18 protein-coding genes and 1 pseudogene are annotated in these 20,080 nt (G+C 63.5%); 8 read left to right on the top strand and 11 right to left on the bottom strand.

Annotation, left to right across the window (positions count from 1 at the left end):
* Window positions 1-71 precede the first annotated feature (71 nt).
* On the top strand, window positions 72-968 hold the full coding sequence (locus MUN79_RS19905) for a hypothetical protein (protein ID WP_244674335.1): 897 nt from the start codon (window positions 72-74) through the stop codon (window positions 966-968).
* 182 nt (window positions 969-1,150) lie between these two features.
* Here MUN79_RS19905 and MUN79_RS19900 read toward each other — a convergent pair whose 3' ends face one another.
* From MUN79_RS19900 to MUN79_RS19870, 7 genes are all read right to left on the bottom strand, one after another.
* Window positions 1,151-1,387: a hypothetical protein gene (locus MUN79_RS19900; RefSeq protein WP_244674334.1), complete on the bottom strand. Its 237-nt coding sequence runs from the start codon at window positions 1,385-1,387 to the stop codon at window positions 1,151-1,153.
* Window positions 1,336-2,205 carry an SDR family oxidoreductase gene (locus tag MUN79_RS19895; RefSeq protein ID WP_244674333.1) on the bottom strand — a complete coding sequence of 290 codons (870 nt, stop codon included), beginning with the start codon at window positions 2,203-2,205 and terminating at the stop codon, window positions 1,336-1,338. The genes MUN79_RS19900 and MUN79_RS19895 overlap by 52 nt, the downstream gene beginning before the upstream one ends.
* 79 nt (window positions 2,206-2,284) lie before the next feature.
* On the bottom strand, window positions 2,285-2,968 hold the full coding sequence (locus MUN79_RS19890) for an alpha/beta hydrolase (protein ID WP_244674332.1): 684 nt from the start codon (window positions 2,966-2,968) through the stop codon (window positions 2,285-2,287).
* Window positions 2,896-3,303: a hypothetical protein gene (locus MUN79_RS19885; protein WP_244674331.1), complete on the bottom strand. Its 408-nt coding sequence runs from the start codon at window positions 3,301-3,303 to the stop codon at window positions 2,896-2,898. Before MUN79_RS19885 ends, MUN79_RS19890 begins: the two co-directional genes overlap by 73 nt.
* Window positions 3,304-3,613: 310 nt before the next feature.
* Window positions 3,614-4,327: an OmpA family protein gene (locus MUN79_RS19880; protein WP_244678365.1), complete on the bottom strand. Its 714-nt coding sequence runs from the start codon at window positions 4,325-4,327 to the stop codon at window positions 3,614-3,616.
* Window positions 4,328-4,668: 341 nt separating this feature from the next.
* Window positions 4,669-5,199, bottom strand: a complete 531-nt coding sequence (locus MUN79_RS19875; RefSeq protein ID WP_244674330.1) for a hypothetical protein — start codon at window positions 5,197-5,199, stop codon at window positions 4,669-4,671.
* A 20-nt stretch (window positions 5,200-5,219) separates the two neighbouring features.
* Complete coding sequence (locus tag MUN79_RS19870) at window positions 5,220-5,558, bottom strand: hypothetical protein (RefSeq protein ID WP_244674329.1); 339 nt, start codon at window positions 5,556-5,558, stop codon at window positions 5,220-5,222.
* Between the two features lie 493 nt (window positions 5,559-6,051).
* Here MUN79_RS19870 and MUN79_RS19865 point away from each other — a divergent pair, with 493 nt between their 5' ends.
* Window positions 6,052-6,813, top strand: coding sequence for a hypothetical protein (locus MUN79_RS19865; protein ID WP_244674328.1), 762 nt, complete (start codon window positions 6,052-6,054; stop codon window positions 6,811-6,813).
* Between the two features lie 272 nt (window positions 6,814-7,085).
* Here the strand turns inward: MUN79_RS19865 and MUN79_RS19860 are convergent, their stop codons facing one another.
* The 4 genes from MUN79_RS19860 to MUN79_RS19845 form a co-directional block, all read right to left on the bottom strand.
* On the bottom strand, window positions 7,086-7,793 hold the full coding sequence (locus MUN79_RS19860; protein ID WP_244674327.1) for a M48 family metallopeptidase: 708 nt from the start codon (window positions 7,791-7,793) through the stop codon (window positions 7,086-7,088).
* A 146-nt stretch (window positions 7,794-7,939) separates the two neighbouring features.
* On the bottom strand, window positions 7,940-10,126 hold the full coding sequence (locus MUN79_RS19855) for an alpha-2-macroglobulin family protein (RefSeq protein WP_244674326.1): 2,187 nt from the start codon (window positions 10,124-10,126) through the stop codon (window positions 7,940-7,942).
* Window positions 10,123-10,848, bottom strand: a complete 726-nt coding sequence (locus MUN79_RS19850; protein ID WP_244674325.1) for a carboxypeptidase-like regulatory domain-containing protein — start codon at window positions 10,846-10,848, stop codon at window positions 10,123-10,125. Before MUN79_RS19850 ends, MUN79_RS19855 begins: the two co-directional genes overlap by 4 nt.
* Before the next feature lie 65 nt (window positions 10,849-10,913).
* The gene (locus tag MUN79_RS19845; RefSeq protein WP_244674324.1) at window positions 10,914-14,009 is read right to left on the bottom strand and encodes a hypothetical protein; all 3,096 of its coding nucleotides are present in this window, start codon (window positions 14,007-14,009) and stop codon (window positions 10,914-10,916) included.
* A 242-nt stretch (window positions 14,010-14,251) separates the two neighbouring features.
* On the opposite strand from MUN79_RS19845, the pseudogene MUN79_RS31275 reads away from it, so the two are divergent.
* The 6 genes and pseudogenes from MUN79_RS31275 to kdpB all read left to right on the top strand — a co-directional run.
* A pseudogene (locus MUN79_RS31275) lies at window positions 14,252-15,181 on the top strand (sigma-54-dependent transcriptional regulator); the annotation flags it as partial.
* Between the two features lie 8 nt (window positions 15,182-15,189).
* Window positions 15,190-15,615, top strand: a complete 426-nt coding sequence (locus tag MUN79_RS31920; protein ID WP_375378264.1) for an AAA-type ATPase lid domain-containing protein — start codon at window positions 15,190-15,192, stop codon at window positions 15,613-15,615.
* Window positions 15,616-15,985: 370 nt separating this feature from the next.
* Window positions 15,986-16,066, top strand: a complete 81-nt coding sequence (locus MUN79_RS31915) for a potassium-transporting ATPase subunit F (protein WP_375378263.1) — start codon at window positions 15,986-15,988, stop codon at window positions 16,064-16,066.
* A gap of 3 nt (window positions 16,067-16,069) precedes the next feature.
* The gene (locus MUN79_RS31265; protein WP_311136531.1) at window positions 16,070-16,207 is read left to right on the top strand and encodes a hypothetical protein; all 138 of its coding nucleotides are present in this window, start codon (window positions 16,070-16,072) and stop codon (window positions 16,205-16,207) included.
* The gene (gene kdpA / locus MUN79_RS19835) at window positions 16,144-17,769 is read left to right on the top strand and encodes a potassium-transporting ATPase subunit KdpA (RefSeq protein WP_311136789.1); all 1,626 of its coding nucleotides are present in this window, start codon (window positions 16,144-16,146) and stop codon (window positions 17,767-17,769) included. Before MUN79_RS31265 ends, kdpA begins: the two co-directional genes overlap by 64 nt.
* 179 nt (window positions 17,770-17,948) lie before the next feature.
* On the top strand, window positions 17,949-19,994 hold the full coding sequence (gene kdpB / locus MUN79_RS19830) for a potassium-transporting ATPase subunit KdpB (protein WP_244674323.1): 2,046 nt from the start codon (window positions 17,949-17,951) through the stop codon (window positions 19,992-19,994).
* The last annotated feature ends 86 nt before the right edge of the window (window positions 19,995-20,080 follow it).

The following is a 20,080-nucleotide window of genomic DNA, read 5'->3' as shown; positions in this document are numbered from 1 at the left end:
AGGTGGCAGCCGCGTTCTTCCGTCGTGTTGGACGCGGCTGTTTTATGCCTGAGCTTCTCTACCTTGCAGGGATGAAAACACTTTATACAACCGTACTGCTGCTATTTCTTACGGGCGCTGCTTTCGGCCAGGAGGCGGCGTCAGACAAACTTGTCGAATTAGGGAAAGCCTACAAAAACTACATGTTTCAGGGCGAGCCGCCCAAGGGCTTTGTCCAGAAACTGACGGCGGCGCCGGCTGGTCCGCTACAGGCCACTTCGAACTTTATTGGGCAGACAATCAGCAAGGATAACGAGCTGCTGGAGAAAGAGTATCTGACTATTCCCGATGAGCAGACGCTAAAGAATATTTACGCCGTCTGCCAAATCAATTATAACCTGCGCAAGGAAAACGCCCCGGAGCATCGCAAGCTACTGGACAGCCTGCGCACGGCCCCCACCTCACGCTATGAGCTGATTGACAACTACTACAATATGCTGTTCAACGCCGTGGGCAATAAAAACAGGCCGTTCAACCTGTCCAAAATCGATATCCAGCTCAATGAGTACGGCCTAAAGGATGATACCGAAAAGGGCATCCTGTTTTTGAAGTGCATGGACCAGTGCGGGACCCATATCTGGGGCTATATGAATATCGTGAAGCCGGCCAATACCCGGGAAGCGTATTCCTATATCAAGCGGTTTCCCAAGATTAACGGCAGCCGGTACTTTCAGTACACCGACCTGTATTTCCCGGACTTCCAGATGGTTATTGTCAAGGACAAGGGGCTGCAGAGCTACAAGTCGTATTACCTGAACAAGTACTATGACCTGCTGCTGTCCCACCTGGTCTGCCTGTATGAGGAAGGAGCCAAGGAATCCGACCGAAATGACCTGTTGCTCTCGTCAGCGTTGAAGGAGCGGGCGTTGTACAAGTACTCCAAAAACCAGGCAGCGTTGGAAAAGCTGTTTCAGGAGAAAAAGCAGTAAGTAACTTTTACCTGGCAGCCCTGCCACCCGAAGCAGCCGCGCTCTTCTAAGAAAGGGCGCGGCTGCTTCGTGTTGGGCCAGGCCGCAGGCTAGGGTCAGAAGCCGGCACACGGCGGGTTGGGGCGCGGGAAGCAAATGGCGGCGCTGCTGACGTTCTGCTTCTGGCTGTTTAGAACAGTCGGCTACGGGATAATCTTCTCCGTTTTCAGGTGCTCAAACTGGTTGCGGAAGGAAGTGAAGCTGTCGAGGTGCATGGCCTGAAAACCCGTGCGGCGCAGCTTGTTCACGTCGAAGAAGGCGTCGGCTTTCACGTTGAAGATAAAGTCGCCGAAGGGCCACTGGGCCAGCTCCTCCAGGGTGTGGGGCTTCAGGCCGTGGCGCTGCACCAGCTGCTGCCAGAGCTCGGCCTTGTCGGCCATGTACTCGTGCAGGGGAAGGTGATGGGCTCGGCGTATTCCACCCCGAAGTACTCGGCAAACCGGGGCCAGAGCTGGCTCCAGCGGAAAATGTCGCCGTTGGTCACGTTGTAGATTTGCCCGTGGCACTCCTCGTGGGTGGCTACCCACTCCATGGCCTGGGCCAGCAGCGTAGCGTCGGTTACGTTTACCAGCACGTGGTAGGCCTGCAGGCTGCCGGGAAAGCGAAAAGGCACGCGCAGCTCCTTGCACAGGGTAGCGTACACGGCAATCAGGTTGGCCAGGTTCATGGGGTTGCCCACGGCAAAGCCCACTACCACGTCGGGGCGCACGGCCGTCCAGTTCCAGGCTTTCCCTGCCGACTGCTCCCGCAGAAAATCTTCCTGGCTGTAGTAGAAATTGGGCGGGAAGTGACGCGGGTCGGTTTCCAGGGCGGGCGTTTTGTAGCGGCCCAGGTGGGCCCCGTACGCCTTGCCGCCCTGAATGAAAGTTAGGTGGCGGAAGCCCGGCGCTACCTCTTCCAGGCCCGTAACCAGGTTGCGCAGCAGCGTCAGGTTCACCTGTGTTTGAGCTGCCAGGGTTTTGCCCTCGATATAGGCGGCGTAGATGACGTGGGTCACCGCGCGCAGCGTCTCGGCCTGGGCCGCCACGGCCTGCGGGTCCAGCAAATCGAGCTGCACGTAGCGGGCCTCGGTTTCGTAGTCAAGTGGGGAAGCGGAGGTAACCAGCACCTGCCAGTTGCCGGTGGCGAGTAAGTACTGCACAGCATTGCGGCCGATGATGCCGTTGCCGCCAACAACCAGAATTGTGTTCGTAGGCATAAAGTAGTAAGTCAGAATAGAAAGAGAAGAAACAGCGTTGTGGCGGCTACAGGTAGTAGCCCATCCATTGGTAGCGGGCTTAGGCCGCCGAGGGGTGTAGGGCCTGCCGCAGGGAGGTGGCCATCAACTCCCAGGCCTGCTGGGCGGCAGCTTTGGGTCCCAGCAGGGTAAAGCCGTGGTCGGTGCCGGCAAATTCCTGGTGCGTGACCGCTACGCCCTGGGCTTGCAGCTTGCGGGCATACTCGCGGCCTTCGTCGCGCAGCAGGTCGTACTCGGCCGTGAGAATGAGGGCCGGGGCCAGGCCGCTCAGATCGGGCGCCAGCAAGGGCGAGGCCAGCGGGTGGAGGCGGTCGGCGGGGCAGGGCACGTACATATGCTTGAAAAACGAGGCCAGCTCCACCGACAGCACCTGGTTTTTGCGGGGCACGACGTGCTTTTCCTCGGTGCGGTCGGCCAGGTTGAGCGAGGGGTAGTCCAGCACCTGCAAAGCCAGGGCAAACTCCTGCCGCTCTTTTACCAGCAAGGCCACCGCCGCTGTGATGCTGCCGCCCGCACTGCGGCCCCCGATGGCCAGACGGTCGGCATCGTAGCCCAGGGTGGTGGCCTGCTCGTGCACCCACTTCAGCACCTCGTAGCTTTGGTAGACCGGGGCGGGAAACGGGTGCTCGGGCGCCAGGGTGTAGTCCACGTTCACCACCAGACATTGGGCGTGCTGGGCAAAATAACGGCACAGCCGGTCGTCCTGCAGCGGATAGCCCAGCACGAAGCCGCCCCGTGCAGGTTCACGTACACCGCCAGCGGCGCGGAAGAGGTAGTCTGGGGCCAGTAAAACGTAACCCGGGCCGGACCGTGCGCGGTTGGTACCACGTGCTGCTCAATGGCGCGCACGGGCAGCTTAGGCAGGCCCAGGCGCCGGGCCGTAGCGCCGCCGAACCGTTGCAGCAGCTGGCGCAGCACGGCCAGCCGCACCCGCCCCGCGGGCGTTATGGCGGCGCAATTATCAGCCTGGATGGTATAGGGCTTGCTGCGCCAGGCCCAGGTGAGTACGCCGGCGGCCACTACGGGCGTCAGTAAAAGGGCTGCGGTTGTCTTTTGCATAAGGATAAGTAGCAAGATGTAAGGCAAAATGGCCATCTGCTCAGCAGTAGGGCCATTTTGTAGGTACAGTTCAAGCCGCTTTCATACGCAAGGGAGCCGAAAAAGAAGTTGTTGGCAGGGGTTCTTTTCTGCCTGAGGAGAATTTGTGGTAACGGGTAGAGGAGGTAAAAGCTTAGCCAACGGTTCTAGCTCAGGGCTTTCCGAAGCCCGGCCGCCCACCCTGATACGACCACCCGTAAAGCGCCAACCTGCTAGCATTTCCGCCTGCCGGCCTGCTTACCAAGCCAGACTGCGGGCATTTTCTCGGGGCTCAATGCACGCTCGTCACCCGAAACTCTACCCGGCGGTTTAGCTTGCGGGTAGCTTCGCGGGCGTTGCTGGCCCGGGGCTCAGCGCCGCCTAGTCCAATGCCGGTGATGCGCGGGGCGCCGACGCCGTGCTCGACCAGGTAGGATTTAACCGCTGCCACGCGCTCCTGGCTGAGCACCACGTTTTTCTGCGGGTCGCCCTGGTTGTCGGTATGGCCCCGCAGCTCAATGGTCATCGTCGGGTTTTTGCTGAGCAGCGCGACAAGCTGGTCGAGGGCGGGAAAGGAGGTGGGTAGCAGCACGGCTTGGCCCTGGGTAAACTGTACATTGTCGAGGGGCAGCGTGGAGCCCACGGCCAGGGGGTAGAGCAGCACGTCCTGCACGTAGGGGCCGGCCTGGGGCGTATAAGTGCTGTCGAGGGCCAGGTAGCCCGGCAATTGAATGTGAGCCGCATACGCCTGGCCCGGCTCGACGCTAACGGTAAAGGCTCCTGCCGCTGTAAGCGGCACCTCCAAGGCCGTACCGCTTCGCGCAGGCCCCAGGCGCAGCTGGGCCTGGGGCAGGGGCTGAAACGTGATGCCGTTGAGCACTCGACCCCGCCAGGTAGCTACCGGCGGCGCGGCTGGTGCCGCAGCGGCTATGGCGGCGGGCTTGGCAGTGGCGTTTCCAAAGAGGTTGCAGCCGGCCAGGTCGGTGTAGGTGCCGCGCCGCACCATTCTTACCTGTCGGCGGGACAGGTCTACCTGGTACAGGGCTTTGGGTCCGGCCAGGTAGAGGCGGCGGTTGCCGGCCTCGTCTTTTTGCAGTAGCAGGTCGCTGTAGCCGCCGCGCTTGGGTAGGCCCTGGAGCGGAATAGGCTCGGGAGCGGGCTGCAGGGTTTGCAAATTCACGCTCAGCAGGCTGCCATCGGTGCTGTAGACCTGAAACAGTGTGTGGGCATCGTCGAGGCAGAAGTTGCCGTGGGAGCCGGCTCCGGCAAACCCGATCTGGGGATAGTACGCGGCCTTGCGCATGGGGTCTTCGTCCCATACCACGGTCACGGAGCCGCTGCCCGGGTTTATCCGAACCAGCTTGGCCGCGTCGGCGGTGCTGAAGTAGAGGTTGCCCTGCTCATCGGTGGCCCCTGAAATCCAGACGGTTTCGGGACCCTGGGCCGGCAGCTGCCAGGTCGTGTACTCGCCCTGGCGGGTAGCAGGGTTGTAACGGTACACGTACTCGGGCGCGTCGGTGGGGCCTTGGTGACCGAGTACAGGCAGTTGTCGAAGCCCTTGGCCAGCGCGTAAGACTGGAAAGGCAGGGCGTTGCGGTGAATCTTGGGTGCCGCGCTCAGGTCGTCGGAGGCAAACTCGTGAATCGTGCGGCAGTCGTCTTCCCACAAGTCGTTGCGGCGGCGCAGGGCGGCAATGCCGTACATCTTCTCGTCGCAATGCGTGGCCGTGGCGGGTGCGGCAGCCGGGCTCGGCGCCGTCGTAAAGGCGAAGGATTCCACCAGCTGCTCGGCCTCGGCCAGATAGCGGCCGTCCTGGTCGAGGGCCTTGTACTGCAAGTCAAACTCGGTGCCGTTGCGCCACAGCCGGCGGCCCAGCACCCGGGTACGGTCGGCGGAGCTCAGGTTGGGGCGAAGGTGTAATGGTAACGCACCTCGGTATAGTCGGCGCCCTCGTGCTGGTCGAGGCGCAGCACCTGGGCCCGGGAAAGGCGCTGAATGCGGCGCCACACCGAATCCTGCCGGCCCAGCAGTCCCGAAGTGGGCCCAGCCGGACGCATGGTAAGCGTGACCAGGGGCTGCTGCCGGCCCGGGCCAGCGTAAAAGGTAACCTGGGTGCGGTCTTCGGTGCGCTGCCGCTGCCAGGCCGCCGGGTAGCCGAGCCGGAAGTGGGCTCGGGCATCGGTATACAGCTGTTGGGGCGCCCGGGGGCCTCCTGCGCAGATAGCCTCAGCCAGCATACAGTCAGTACCAGCGTCAGCAAAAACTTCATAGGCAGGAAAACGGAAATCGGCGGAAACGAAAGGAAACCACAAAAGTAAGCAAGCTTGCCGTACTTTGCCCGCTGCTCTCCGGCTATAATCCTCTTCTGTAGCGGTTACTATTGATTTTTTACGCGGGTAGTCCCGGATTATTGCAATGTATTGTTGAGCCTGGGCGCTACGCAAGCCTGAGCAAAAGCGGCGGCCGGCCTCCGCGCCGGAGTCGCCTGCACCGCGGCCGACGGTACTGCGCCGGGTGCCCGCCCGGGCTACTGAGCATGTTGCCCCGCTCACGCGGTGGGTACGAAGCCGCAGGCCCAGGAGTCGCCCGGCCCACTTACAGGTCAGGATTTTACCCGGGCCAACGGGTGGCACCGCTAGCTGCGAAGAGTAGGCCACCCGTTTTTCTTCCCGGCTCATTCCGGGCCCGCGGCAGCTTTTTCCTATGTTTGGTGGCCCATCCGCTCTTTCCATGTACGCGCCGTACTCGCCCAAAATCCTTTTCGCGTCAGGTGCCATTTTTATGCTGGCCAACTGTGAGCCCCGAACGCCGGCCGCGGCCGGAGAGGCCCGGCTGGCCCAGCCCGAGGCGGTACCAGCCGCCGATTCAGCGCCCTTACCCGCGCCCAGGCCCCTGGTGGCGGTTCGGGAAGTGCCGTTGACGGAGGGCTTTAGCTTGCGCTTAAAGGGTGGAAAGCAGGTTGATGGGTTTTGCGTGTACGAGGCGCTGCAAATCCGTAAGGACGGCCGACTGCTGTGGACCGATACGGCCGATGAGTACGAGTTCAACGAGCCGTTTTACCCCCTTCTGCTTCCGAATACGGCCCGCCGCTACGACCTGCTGGTGGAAGTGAACCGGCGGCCGGGCATGAGTCACGGCCGGGTGTTCCGAATCCGGGACGGCAAAGTGGCGGGCCGGGAAGACGTGCCGGTGTTCGTGGCCCCGGCCGGCAACCAGGACCAGGACCCGGCCCTGGAATACGCCGGCTACTGGAGCTTTTTCGAAACCTGGGACGAGCAGCAGCAGCCCCTGACCAGCTACAACCCGCTGGTCTTCTACGAACAAACCAGCCGTGGCCTGCAGCTCGACTCCGCCCTGACCCGGCAGGTAAACCAGCGCATTTACGGGCAGTACCACGGGTTTCGGTTTCGCCAAGACCTGCCCCAGCCCGTGAGCATCGTGGGCCGGCTCGATGATGAAGTGGCCCGGGTCAAGCGCCGGGCGGGCCGGTAATGATCTGACGTTTGCGGGCCCAAGCAGTAGCGTTGGCGGCCAGTTTTAGCAGATTGGACAAAGGCGGAATTGCCCTGAGTTGGCCAGACCAATATTCGGAAATAGCAAAATGCATCTGAGCAAGGCGACGCACCTTGGTGAAACTACGGAAGGCCCTGTCGTCTTGACCAGGGGCCGGCACGGAGTGCAAAAGGGCCTGTCGTTTTGCCCGGAAGTCTTTGCGCAGTTTTGAAAAGGCGTGTTGCTAAGGCAGAGCCAGAACCGTAACCTGGTTAGCCGCAGGGCTTCAGATGCACCGAGCGCAGGGCCTGCTTGGCTTCGCGCCAGTCGGGCATAAACTGGTCCATCAGGCCCCAGAAGCGGGCGTTGTGCAGGCGCTCGTGCAAGTGCACCAACTCGTGTACCACCACGTATTCGAGGCAGTGAACGGGTTGCTTAATTAGCTCCAGATTCAGCCAGATGCGCCGGGCCCGGATGCTGCAGGTGCCCCAGCGGGTGCGCATCAGCTTAATGCCCCACTCGTTTGCCCGGGCACCTACTACCGGCTCCCAGCGCGCGGCCAGGGCGGGCAGCTGCTCCTTCAGGCGGGCCCGGTACCAGGCGTGCAGGACTTTTTCGCGCTGCTTGGGCTGGCTGTTAGCCGGGGCAAACAGGTCCAGAAAGCCTTCTTCCTGCAAAAGCACTTTGGCAGGGCCCATAGCCTCGTGCACCCGCAGCTGGTAAGTCCGGCCCTGGTAGAAGTGGGTTTCTCCCGTCACGTATTCCAGGGCCACGGGCTGCTCGCGGGCGGCAAACTGCTCCTGGTGCTTGCGAATCCAGGCGCGGCGAGTGGTCACAAAGGCGTGAATGGTGGTATCGGCCGTGCGCAGCGGGGCCGCCACCCTCACCCGCCCGTCAGGGGCGTACACGGTCAGGCGCAGGCTGCGGATATTCTTGCGGACGACTTCAATGCGCAGGTCGTCGATGAGCAGGTGGGGCATGCAGAAAAAGTGGGCTACGGAACAGAATTCGGCCAATTCAGAAACAAGGCGCGTATTCCCAGAAGTAAAAGTACGGCGGCAAACCCAGCCCGCGAAACTGCCGGGCCCGGTTTGCCGCCGTACGTATTATGCATTATTTTCTATGCTTACTGCACCCGCACCTGCTTGCTGGCGCTGCGGCCAAAGCGGGTGGGAAAGTACATCAGCTCGGCTTTGGCCGGGTTCAGAGTGTAGCGGCCCCGGTAGCGGGGCTGCAGGGCAATGCGGAACGTATGCACCCCGATAGGCAGCCAGTCGATGAAGATGCCGGTTTGGTGGCGCAGGTACTCGCGGTGCACCTCAAAGGAGTTGCCGGCCGTGTTGTCGCCATAGGAGCAGCCGGCCGGAATGGGCACTTCCAACAGCACGTAGCGGGCCTCGGCCTGCACGTTCACCGTGACGACCAACTCGGCGGGCTGCCCGGCCCGCAAACGCACTTGGTGCCCGGTTTGGCCCGCTAGCTCGGTTTTCACCGTGAACGGGGCGGCCGTGGCCGCGGGCTTCGGGTTCCAGCGCGTCTGGTAGGCCGTGGCGTACACCGGCAGCAGGCCGGTTTTGCGCAGGGTCAGTGGGGCGGCGGTAGCAGGCAAAGTCAGCTGCTGGGGAAAGGCGCTGATTTGCTGGGTGCTGGCCCCACTAAGCTGCACCTTGGCTTGAGTGGCGGGCCCGCCGGCGGCCAGCAGGTCGGGGCCGATGGTTTCCAGAATCTGGGCCGCTTCGTAGGTGCTGTTCCAGTAATCGGTGCGGCGTAATGCCAGCAGGTAGAGCCGGATGCGGGTCAGATCCGGCTCGTGGCCGCCCTGGGCCCGCAGCAGCCGGTATGCCAGCAGCGTCGAGCCCACGCTGCTGCGCAGCAAATAGCGGTAGTAGGAGCCCGGGCGCAGGGTGTCGGCGTAGAACACCCCGCCCAGCTGAGTGCTCAGGCGGTAGCGCCGCAGCGAGTCGAGCTGGTAGGGCAGCTGCAGCTGCTGGCGCAGCTCGGTCAGGGCCAGGTAGCGGTCCAGGGGCTGGCGGCCCTTATAGGAGCGTTCCAGGCGGGCCACGTAGGTGCGGTAGTCGGTGGTGGTGCCCAGCTGGTGCAGCACGCGCAGCAGCCGGATCAGGTCGTCGTCCGACTGGTAGTACCAGGTGCGCCGCAGCAGCTCGGGCGCGGGCTTGCCGGCCAGGTGGTGGTCCAGTTCCTGCAGCAAATACTGCTGGAGCTTTTCCCGGTCCAGGCGCACCTTGTAGCCCGCTTTTTCGGCGGCCAGCAAGGCTTCCAGCACGTGCGTCGTGGCCCAGGGACTAACCTCGGAGCTGGCCCAGGTGCCCCACAGCAGATTTTCGGGCGCGCGGCGGCCAGCCAGGAGTTTACGAATCAGAAAATTAATGCTCCGGTCACCTTTAAATGGCTCCTGGCGCACGGCCCGGATCTGCTTTTCCAGCAGCAGAGCCTTGAGCTTGGAGGCGGCCTGCTCGTTGCACAGGTAGGCGTACTGCTGCAGGTGCTGGATTTCGGACAACAGCACCGGCAGCGCGTCACTTTCCAGGCGCACCGTCACGGGGCCCAGCTGCGGGTCGAAGGGCAGGGTCAGGGTTGTGTCGGCGGCCGAGAGGATGGCGAAGGTGCCCACGTTTTCGCGGGTGCCGGCCCGCAGCACCGGAATCTGGCGCTGCTCCCCGTCGGCGTAGCCAGTGGCCTGCTGCAAGCTGTAGCTCACCAGCACCGAATCCTGGCCGGCGGGGGCCGTCAGGCTGAGCGTATCCAGAATCGAGCTGCTCACTACGTGGGTTTGGCTTGGTGCCGCCACCCCAGCCACGCTGAAGCGGGTGCTGACCTGAGCCGTGTCGGGCATATAGTTCAGGGTTTTGCCCAGCACCTGGGTTTGGTCGCCCTCGATAAGGAAGCGCGGTACGGCCAGCTCGGCCAGCAGGGCCTTGAAGGAGCGCAGCAGGCTGGTAGCCGAGCCGATGCGGCCGTGGTCGTCGGAGCCCAGCACGAAGGTGTCCCAGCCGGTCACGTCGTCGGGCAGGGTCACGGTGGTGCTGGCCCGGCCCTGGGCGTCGGTTACCAGCGTGGGCTGCCACCAGGCGTAGTCCCGGAAGTTGCGGCGCATGGCCAGGCGCGGGTCGCGGCCGGCCGGGTCGTTGCCGGCGCGGCTGGCTTTGGAGGTGATAAGCAGCACGCCATTGGCGGCCCGCGCCCCGTAGATGGCCGCGGCGGCTTCGCCTTTCAGCACATTGATGGTGGCAATGTCCTCGGGACTTACGTCCTCCAGGCGGCCGTTAAAGGGCAGGCCGTCGAGAATAATCAAGGGCTGGGTTCCGGCTGGCAGGGACGCCACGCCCGGATGACAACGTTTACCGGCTCGCCTGGCCCGGCAGAACCCCGCGAAGCGGCCCCGCGAATTTGCACCCCGGCTACTTTACCGGCCAATTGGTTGGACGTAATGGTGGTCACGGAGGAGGTCAGGTTTTGGCGGGTTTGGGTGCCGTAGCCCGTTACAATCACTTCCGAAAGCTGCTTGGTATCTGCATTCATGCCCACATTGATTTCGCTTTGGTCAGTGTATCGCTGCTCCTGGACATAACCAATGGAGCTAAAGACCAAGATATTCCCCTGGGTTGGAATCTGAATGGTATAGGTGCCGTCCGAGTTGGTTGAAACGCCCACATCCGTGCCCTGCACCAGCACCGTTACGCCGGGCAGGCCTTCCCCCGATTCACGGTCCGTAACCTGCCCGCTGATAGTGCGCCAGCCCGGCTGGGGGCGTCCGTACTGGGTGATGGTGATGCTGCGCTGGGCTTTTTGCAGCTCGGCGGCCGAGGTTATCAGGCTGGAATCAATGACCACGTAGCCGGGCAGCAGGCCGTTGATCCGGCGCAGTAAGGCCATACCGGGCTGCCGGTCGGGGTGGCGCAGCTGGAAGTACGTCGTACCGTCGGGCCGGATAACCACCTCGTCGGCCGGGCGCAGGCTGGTGCTGTCGGCGAGCAGCACGGCCAGGCGGTAGCGGCCAGCGGGCAGGGCGTGCACCAGGCTCAGGGAAGGCTGCAGGCGCCGAAACTTCGGGTTGCCGGGCTGGGTCAGCAGCAGGTACGTTACGGCCGGAAACCGGTAGCCGGGCGCGGCATCGGCCGGGCGCGGGGCAGGCGTACTTCCAGCCGGCCCTGCCCGACGGGCGTCAGCAGCGGCGTCCGAAAGTTATAGGTTGGGCGGCGCGGGGCCGGGGTCCAGGAGGTGGGCGCCGGCATGTAGCGGGCCTGAAACGCGGCTTCGGTCAGGGCGAAGTCGCTCAAAGGCAGCGCGGCGGAAAAGCCGGCACTGTTCAGGTTATGAAACAGAGTAGCCTGCTTGGCGTCCAGACTAGTCATCTTCACCAAGCCCGGCGCGAAGTCGTAGCGGTAGAGCGGCTCAAACAGAAACCGGCGCCGCAGCCCGTCGGAGCGGCGCAGCAGCACGGAGTCGGGCCGGAAGGGGCCGCTGAGGGAATAGTGGCCGACGGAGCTATAGGAGGGAGTCCGCAGAGGCCGCAGCACGTTGCCCTGGCGCAGGCTGCCGAAGCTGTAGTAGCTGTTGTCGATGACGACCAACGAGCGGGTCAGGACCAACTTTTCGGCCTCGCTCAGCAGCGGGCCGCGCTTTTCCACGGTCATTTCCGCGCAGGGCTGGTTGACGTCGATGCTGAGCGTGAGCTTGTGCAGGTGGCGCAGGTACACGTTCTGCAGGGTCACCAGGCGAGTGGCGGTCCGGATGCTGAGCGTGTGCCCGCCCGGCTCGGCTACCAGGGAGTAAGGGTCCTGCTGGTTGACCTGGTGCACGTACACCGGCACGCCGTCGAGGTACACGGCAATGGGCGGCTGCACCCGGCCCGAATCGACCACGAAGGGCGCCAGCTGGGTCAGGCCGCCGGGGGCGGGCTGGTATTCGTAGAACGCGCCCGAGGCGGGGTAGAGAAACTCGTAGAACCGCAGCGAGTCGAGGCCCAACTGGTGGCGCCACTGTTGCCAGGCCAACTGTTGCCGGCCGGCGGCGGCCCGGGAGTTTTCAAACGTGGTGCCCAGGGCAAACCGCCGTTTGGAAACCCGCCCCACCACCGGGGGCTCGAAGCTGGGCAGCTCCTCCACGGGCCGCGACTGGCCAAACTTGCTGGTGTAGGCGTAGGCCGTCAGGTCGGCGTTGGGCACGGGCCGGCCGCCCCCGTCGGTAACGGTGAAGTTGAGCTGGATTTTCTGCCCCGGATAGGCCACTTCGGGCTGTTCGGTGCGCACCACGAGTTGGCGCTGCGGCAGGGGCACGGAGTACTCGGCCGTGCGCAGCTCCTCGCCCCAGAGGTAGTGCAATGACACCGCCCAAGTTTCGGTGCCGGGAGCTGCCGCGCGCAGCTCCAGAGCTGGCCCGTAGCCGCGCTTCACCAGAGTGTTGCCGCGGTACACGTAGTACCAGAAGCTCAGCCGGCGCGGGTTGTCGACGCTGAGCACCACCGAGTCGCGGGTCCGGTCGGAGCGCAGGGCCAGGCCGCCGTTGGTTTCGTTCAGGCCCAGCAGAGCCGAGCGGTGGTCGGCGTCGGTCAGCTCGTAGGACTTGGCCCGCGGGTCGACGGGCAGGGTGAGAGGCAGCGTAACCGGGCCCGCAAACAGGGCGGCGTGACCCAGCTCCCGGCCGTTGGTAATACGCAGCCGGCCCGCGTGCTTCACCGATTTGCCCAGCTGCTGAAACGTCAGGCGCACCGAGTCGCCGACCAGCTCCACTTGCAGCTTGCCCGGGTCGAGGCGGTAGGGCACCACCAGGCTTTCCGTGCGCCGCTCGTTGTCGGAGTTCAGAATTGTGGCCCGCACGGCGTAGTCAAATTCGGCGGCGGGAAAGGTGGTCGTGGGCAGGTTCAGGCGGGTTTCGCCGGTGGCATCCAGGGCCTGGCTGCGGGTCCAGAGCGTATCGGGCAGAAACTGCTGGCGCTGAGGAAAGGGCCCGAGCGTGGAGCGAGGCGTCACACTGACCTGCACCCGGGCATCGAGCAGGTTGAGCTCGTTGGAGTCGGTGCCGCGCAGAAACAGGGCCTGGGGCTGGCCGCGGCGGTGTTCTTTTTCGGCCGGGCGCAGGGTGTAGCGGGTGCTTTTAAGCTCGTAGTCTTCCAGCTGGAAATGGCCACTGGCCAGGGTGCGGCCCCGGGGATCGGCCAAGCGGAAGCCCACCCGCGTATCGGCCCGCAACCCCAGCGTATCGGTCAGGGGCAGGGCGTACTCGTAGGAGCCGGGCCGCACAGGTTGCAGCACGGTTAGCTTCTTTTCGGGTTGCCCGTAGCCTCCGCCCATCCAGAGAGTGAGCGGCTGCCGGCCGGGCCGGCCCGAGGGGCGGCGCAGCAGGCGCACCTTTAGGCGCAAGGTGTCGGCCGTGGGCCGGTATTTGGGCTTGCTCAGGGCTACGTAGCTGCTCCAGCGGTTGCGCTGCCGCTGCCGCCGCCAACTTTGCCGCTCGTCGCGCACGTCCGGGTTAACCGTGGAGCGCAGCAGGCCCACCAGACCCGTCGAAACGTAGGAAGCGTGCTTCAGGTCCCGCCCCAGGTTCCAGACGGGCTTGGTAAGGTAGCCCAGCGGAAAGCCAAACGAGAGGCGGCGGGCGGTCCACAGCATTTTGTGGGTCAAGGGCTGCCGCTGCCAATAGTCCCGGGTTGAGCTTGTCTGCTTTTCCACCACGTGAAAGGTGGTGCGCCCGGCCTGGGTGACGGCCACCAGCCCGCTGCGCCCGGCCTTGGCCAGGCGGTAGGAGCGGGTGGCCGCGTCGAAGGGCACGGGGCGGCGGGCCAGCAGCACGCGGGCATCGTCGAGGAGGCGGCCCAGGGAGTCGCGCACCACCAGGGTCAGGTCCACTTGGTTGTCGACCACCACGACTTCCCGGTCGCTGACGCTGCGCAGCCAGTACACCAGCTGCGGCCCTTCGGTGTAAGCCACCAGGTAGTAGCCCAGGGGCAACGGGCGGGCCGGGCGCAGCGAGTCGGTGGGAAAAGAGTCGACGGGCTGGGTGAAAAATTCGGGCCGGGCTGCCGACAGGCCGTGCTGGTAGAGGTGGCGGGTCTGCTCGTCGGTCAGCCGAAACACCTTGGTCAGGTAGCTGCGCTGCCGAGCCGCGGCCAGACGCTGCTGGGCCTGAGCAGAAATAGTCAGCAGTAGATAAAGCGCGAAAAGTAGCAAACGAGGCATAGGCGGATGGAATAAGAAGCGGGGTATACTGGCTTGATGCAGGAGGTTGCTCTGATTCCACACGGCGCGCTGTAAAATTCCGGGCAGTCTGGATATAACAGGGGAGTTGCGTGCTGTTTCGGGTGCTAAGCCGCAAACCAAGCGCAACACCGGGCAAATCCCGGCTGCTTACCTTCGCGCCGTCGGTAGTGGCACAAAAGCCCCTTGCCGTCGACTCGTTTCCCCTTTAGCCAACTTTTTCTATGACCGACGGCACCCTGCTGCTCATCGACGACGAAGGCCCCCTGCGCCAGGCCATTGCCCGCATGCTGGAGCTGGAAGGCTACACCGTGTTGCAGGCCCAGGACGCCCGGCGCGGCCTGGAAACTCTGCAGCATCACGCCGACGAGGTGTTGGTCGTTCTCTCCGACGTGAAGCTGCCCGACGCCTTCGGCCTCGATTTGCTGCCCCGCTACCAGGCCAAGGCCCCGCTGGCCGAAGTCATTCTGCTCACCGCCTTCGGTACCATTGCCGACGGGGTGCAGGCCATGAAGCAGGGCGCCTTCGACTACCTGACCAAGGGTGATTCCGACGACCAATTGGTTGTCGTGGTAGACCGGGCTGTGACCAAGGCCCGGCTGCAGCGGCGGGTGGCCGAGCTGGAAAAGAAAGTCGGGGCCCAGTACAGCTTCGAGAGTATGATTGGTAACGCCCCGGCCCTGGAGCAAGCCAAGCGCACGGCCCGGCAGGTGGCCCTCACCGACGCGACGGTGCTGCTGGAAGGCCCCACGGGCGCGGGCAAGGAGCTGTTTGCCCAGGCCATTCACTATGGTAGCCCGCGCCGAAGCAAGCCCTTCGTGGCCCTGAACTGCTCGGCCTTCCCAAGGATTTGCTGGAAAGTGAGTTGTTTGGCTACAAGAAGGGCGCCTTTACCGGGGCCCAAACCGATAAGAAAGGCCTGCTGGAAGAAGCCTCGGGCGGCACGCTGTTCCTAGACGAAATCGGGGAGCTCGACGTAATGCTACAGGCCAAGCTGCTGCGGGTGCTCGAAACCCAGGAATTCACCAAAATCGGGGATACCCGGCCGACCCGGGTCAACGTGCGCGTGGTGGCCGCTACCAACCGCAACCTGCGCCAGGAAGCCGAGCAGGGCCATTTCCGGGCCGACTTATACTACCGTCTGTCGGTGGTGGTAGTGGCCGTGCCCCCGCTCAGTGCCCGCCGCGGTGACGTGCCCCTGCTGACCCGGTTTTTCCTGCAGCACTTTGCCGCCAAGCTGCGCCGCCGGCCCCTGGAAATCACCCCCGAAGCCCTGCTGGCCCTGGAAAACTACCCGTGGCCGGGCAACGTGCGGGAGCTCAAAAACGTGCTGGAGCGGGCCTCCATCCTGACCCCGCCCGACCAGCCCCTGACCGTCGACGACCTGCCCGTGGAGCTGCAGCTGGCCGCTTTGAACAGCGCCGGCCCCGACGCGCCCCCACTGGATGAGCGCAACCTGCGCAGCGCCGAAAAGCAGCACATTCAGCGCGTGCTGCTGGAAGAGCACGGCAACAAAACCGAAACTGCCCGGGTGCTCGGCATTGCCCTGACCACGCTCTACCGCAAAATCCAGGACTACGGCCTCTAGCTGACGCCTCAATCTAACATGTACCCGACGACCCCGCCCCTCCGGCGGGGTCGTCGGCGTTTCGGGCCCTAGTGTTTTGCGAAACACCCTAGCGAAACGCTAGGGTCGGCTCCAGTTCATGGAGGGCTGAAAGAGCGGGAATAAAAATTATTGGCGCTGACCAGTAGTGATTTACATAAAAGATGAGCAGGAGAGAGGCGCTTAGGGGCCGGGCTTGCTAGGAGAGAAGCGCACCGCAAGTGCTTCACCTTTTTACCCGCTTTTATGACTGCTCTGATGATTCCCTTGCTTACGGGCGCCGGCCTGGCTGGCTTCTGGCTTTTCTACAAGTCCGTGGACTTTTTCGACCACATCTAAGCCAGCCCCGAAGATGATGTATGCCCTGTTTCTGCTGTCCCTGGCCACGTTTGGCTACCTGAGCTACGTGCTGCTGCGCCCGGAAAAATTCTAACCAATGAACCACGAACTTCTCAGCATCCTCGTCATTTTCTGCGCGACGCTGCTGCTGGCCCTGCCCTGGGCCGCTACCTGGCCACCATCTACCGCGGCGACCAGAGCTGGAGCGACTTCCTGGCCCCGCTGGAACGCCTGATTTACCGTCTCGGCGGCATTGACCCCGGCAAGGGTATGCGCTGGCAGCAGCATTTGGTGGCTTTGCTCACCATCAATCTGGCCTGGTTTTTCTGGGCCATGCTGATTCTCTGCACCCAGGGCAGTTTGCCGCTCAACCCCGACCACAACCCCAGCATGTCGCCCGATCTGGCCTTTAACACGGCCATTTCCTTTCTGGTCAACTGCAACCTGCAGCACTACTTGGGCGAGTCGGGGGCCACGTATTTCTCCCAGCTTTTCGTCATTACCTTCCTGCAGTTCGTGACGGCCGCTACCGGCATGGCCGCCTGCGTGGTGGTCTTCAATGCCCTCAAAGAAGGCACGACCGAGAAGCTGGGCAACTTTTACCAGTACTTCGTCAAGAGCATTACCCGGGTGCTGCTGCCCATCGGGCTGGTCGTGGCCCTGCTGCTCGTGTTTCAGGGCACGCCCATGAGCTGGGCCGGCAAGGCCAGTATCGTGACTGTGCAGGGCGACTCGGTGCAGGTGAGCCGGGGCCCGGCCGCGGCCATGATTGCCATCAAGGAGCTGGGCACCAACGGGGGCGGCTTCTTCGGGGCTAACTCGGCCCACCCGCTCGAAAACCCGACTTTCCTCAGCAATGCCGTCGAGAACATTGCCCTGGTACTGGTTCCGCTAGCCCTGGTCTTTGCCCTGGGCCACTACCTGCGGCGGCCCCGGCTTTCCTACATGGTGTTTGGGGTGATGACCCTGGGCTTTCTGCTGCTGCTGGCCCCCACGGTGTATTATGAAATGCACGGCAACCCCGCCATTACAGAGCTGGGCGCCGACCAGCGCCTGGGCGCCATGGAAGGCAAGGAAGTGCGTTTCGGCGCGGCGGCCTCGGCCTACTGGGGCATCACCAACACCGTAATCAGCTGCGGCTCGGTCAATTCCATGCACGATTCGCACATGCCGCTTTCGGGCATGGCCGAGCTGCTGGGCATGATGACCAATGCCTTTTACGGGGGCGTGGGCGTGGGTTTTCTCAACTTCTTCGTCTTCGTCATCATTGCCGTCTTCATTTCGGGCCTGATGGTGGGCCGCACCCCGGAGCTGCTGGGCAAGAAAATCGAGGCCCGGGAAATGAAAATCGCCGTGCTCGTGGCCCTGCTCCACCCACTGCTGATTCTGGCCGGCACGGCTATGTCGGCCCACCTCTACGCCAATAACCCGACCGAATACGCCGGCTGGCTGGCCAACCCTGGCTACCACGGCTTCTCGGAAATGCTCTATGAATTCACCTCCTCGGCCGCCAACAACGGCTCGGGCTTCGAGGGCCTGGGCGACAATACGCCGTGGTGGAACATCAGCACGGGCCTGGTCATGCTGCTGGCCCGCTACCTGCCCATCATCGGTCCGGTGGCCATTGCCGGGCTGCTGGCCCGCAAGAAGTTCATCCCCGAAAGCGCCGGCACCCTGCGCGTTGATACGGCCACCTTTGGCATCATGGTCTTCTTCGTGATTTGGATTATTGCCGCCCTGGCCTTTTTCCCGGCCCTAGCCCTGGGCCCCCTGGCCGAGCATTTTGCCCTCTACTAGAACGTCAACTCCCCTCCTTAGATAAGGAGGGGTGCCCGCAGGGCGGGGTGGTTGACCACGCCTGAACGACGACACCAAGCCTTACAATTCTGCGCCAACGGCGCGGCCGATAGACCACCCCGGCCTTCGGCTACCCCTCCTTGAAAAAAGGAAGGAACCTCCTTAATACTCACTAGAAGATGCCTTCTCAATCCCAATCTTTGTTTCAACCCGCGCTGGTGGGGCAGGCCGTGAAGCAGGCCTTCGTCAAGCTCGACCCTCGCATCATGTTCCGAAACCCGGTCATGTTTACCGTGGAAATCGGCACGGTGGTGATGCTCTTTGTCACGCTGGGGCTGCTGTTCCGGCCCGACGCGGCCCAGGGCAGCTTCGGCTACAACTTCACCGTGTTCGTGGTGCTGTTTCTGACCTTGCTCTTCGCCAACTTCGCCGAGGCCATTGCCGAAGCCCGCGGCAAGGCCCAGGCCGATTCCCTGCGCAAAACTCGCCAGGATACGCCCGCCCGCCGCCGCACTGCTGAAGGCAGCTTCGCGGAAGTCAGCTCGGCCCAGCTCCAGAAAGGCGACGTCTTCGTGGTCGAGGCCGGCGAAATCATTGCCACCGACGGCGAAATCATCGAGGGCCTGGCTACCATCGACGAGTCGGCCATCACGGGCGAATCGGCCCCGGTTATCCGCGAAGCTGGCGGCGACAAATCCAGCGTCACGGGTGGCACCAAGGTCTTGTCAGACCGCATCGTGGTGCAGGTGAGCACGGCCCCCGGCGAGTCGTTTCTGGACAAAATGATAGCCCTGGTGGAAGGCGCTTCGCGGCAGAAAACGCCCAACGAAATTGCCCTGACCATCCTGCTGGCCGGCTTTACCCTGGTCTTCGTGATTGTGTGCGTCACGCTGGCTCCCTTCGCGGCCTACGCCAAAACGCCCATTGCCATTGCCGCCTTTATTGCCCTGTTCGTCTGCCTGATTCCGACCACCATCGGCGGGCTGCTCTCGGCCATCGGCATAGCCGGCATGGACCGCGCCCTGCGGGCCAACATCATTACCAAGAGCGGCAAGGCCGTGGAAACCGCCGGCGACATCGACGTACTCCTGCTCGACAAAACCGGGACCATCACCATCGGCAACCGCAAAGCCACCCACTTCTGGCCCGCGCCCGGCGTGCCCATCACCCAGTTTATTGAGGCCGCCACGCTCAGCTCCCTCACCGACGAAACCCCCGAGGGCAAGAGCATCGTGGAGCTGGCCCGGGATAATAAAGTAAGTCCCGAGCAGCTGCAGGCCCGCTTGCAGGGCGCCGAGCTTATCAAGTTCACGGCCGAAACCCGCAGCAGCGGCGTAACCCTCTCGGACGGCACCCGTCTGCGCAAGGGCGCCGCCGACGCCATCCGGCAGCTGGCCGAGAAAACCGGCAATGCGTACCCCGCCGAAGTAGCCGAGCGGGTGAAAATGGTAGCCAGCAATGGCGGCACCCCGCTGGTGCTCAGTCACAACGACCGGGTGCTGGGCGTGGTTGAGCTGCAGGACATCATCAAGCCCGGCATTCAGGAGCGGTTTGCCCGCCTGCGCAACATGGGCATCAAGACGGTGATGGTGACGGGCGACAATCCGCTGACGGCCAAGTTTATTGCCGAAAAAGCCGGCGTCGACGACTTCATTGCCGAGGCCAAGCCCGAGGACAAGATGCACTACATCCGCCGCGAGCAGGAGCAAGGCAAGCTCGTAGCCATGATGGGCGACGGCACCAACGACGCCCCGGCCCTGGCCCAGGCCGACGTAGGAGTAGCCATGAACTCGGGCACCCAGGCCGCCAAGGAAGCCGGCAACATGGTGGACCTCGACAACGACCCGACCAAGCTCATCGAGGTGGTCGAAATCGGCAAGCAGCTGCTCATGACCCGGGGCACGCTCACCACCTTCAGCATTGCCAATGACGTGGCCAAGTACTTCGCCATCGTGCCGGCCCTGTTCATGGTGGGCATTCCGGCTCTGGGCGCTTTGAACATCATGGGGCTGAAGTCGCCGCAGTCGGCTATTCTCTCGGCCGTCATTTTCAACGCCCTCATCATCCCGGCCCTAGTGCCGCTGGCCCTGAAGGGCGTGGCCTACCAGCCCGTGGGCGCCTCGGCGCTGCTGCGCCGCAACCTGCTCATCTACGGCCTGGGCGGGGTGCTGGTGCCCTTCGTGGGCATCAAGGTCATTGATCTGCTAGTCGGCCTTTTCCTGTAAGCCGAACGCTCCAATCCGAACGTCCTACCTGATCGGACGTCCGCGAAGCAGCGCAGAGTTGAAGCACCTCTACCGCTTCGTTGCAG

The sequence above is a fragment of the Hymenobacter cellulosilyticus genome (assembly GCF_022919215.1).
Taxonomy (GTDB): Bacteria; Bacteroidota; Bacteroidia; order Cytophagales; family Hymenobacteraceae; genus Hymenobacter; species Hymenobacter cellulosilyticus.
Note: the sequence above shows the minus strand (reverse complement) of the source record. Positions and strands in the feature narration are given on the sequence as shown.

Excerpts from the sequence above, each read along its gene's own strand:
- MUN79_RS19885 (WP_244674331.1), bottom strand. The coding sequence starts at position 3,303 with ATGCAAAAGACAACCGCAGCCCTTTTACTGACGCCCGTAGTGGCCGCC.
- MUN79_RS19880 (WP_244678365.1), bottom strand. The coding sequence starts at position 4,327 with ATGGTGCGGCGCGGCACCTACACCGACCTGGCCGGCTGCAACCTCTTT.
- MUN79_RS19895 (WP_244674333.1), bottom strand. The coding sequence starts at position 2,205 with ATGCCTACGAACACAATTCTGGTTGTTGGCGGCAACGGCATCATCGGC.
- MUN79_RS31915 (WP_375378263.1), top strand. The coding sequence starts at position 15,986 with ATGATGTATGCCCTGTTTCTGCTGTCCCTGGCCACGTTTGGCTACCTG.
- kdpB (WP_244674323.1), top strand. The coding sequence starts at position 17,949 with ATGCCTTCTCAATCCCAATCTTTGTTTCAACCCGCGCTGGTGGGGCAG.
- MUN79_RS19900 (WP_244674334.1), bottom strand. The coding sequence starts at position 1,387 with ATGGCCGACAAGGCCGAGCTCTGGCAGCAGCTGGTGCAGCGCCACGGC.
- MUN79_RS19845 (WP_244674324.1), bottom strand. The coding sequence starts at position 14,009 with ATGCCTCGTTTGCTACTTTTCGCGCTTTATCTACTGCTGACTATTTCT.
- MUN79_RS19860 (WP_244674327.1), bottom strand. The coding sequence starts at position 7,793 with ATGCCCCACCTGCTCATCGACGACCTGCGCATTGAAGTCGTCCGCAAG.
- MUN79_RS19870 (WP_244674329.1), bottom strand. The coding sequence starts at position 5,558 with ATGCTGGCTGAGGCTATCTGCGCAGGAGGCCCCCGGGCGCCCCAACAG.
- MUN79_RS19865 (WP_244674328.1), top strand. The coding sequence starts at position 6,052 with ATGTACGCGCCGTACTCGCCCAAAATCCTTTTCGCGTCAGGTGCCATT.
- MUN79_RS31265 (WP_311136531.1), top strand. The coding sequence starts at position 16,070 with ATGAACCACGAACTTCTCAGCATCCTCGTCATTTTCTGCGCGACGCTG.
- MUN79_RS19905 (WP_244674335.1), top strand. The coding sequence starts at position 72 with ATGAAAACACTTTATACAACCGTACTGCTGCTATTTCTTACGGGCGCT.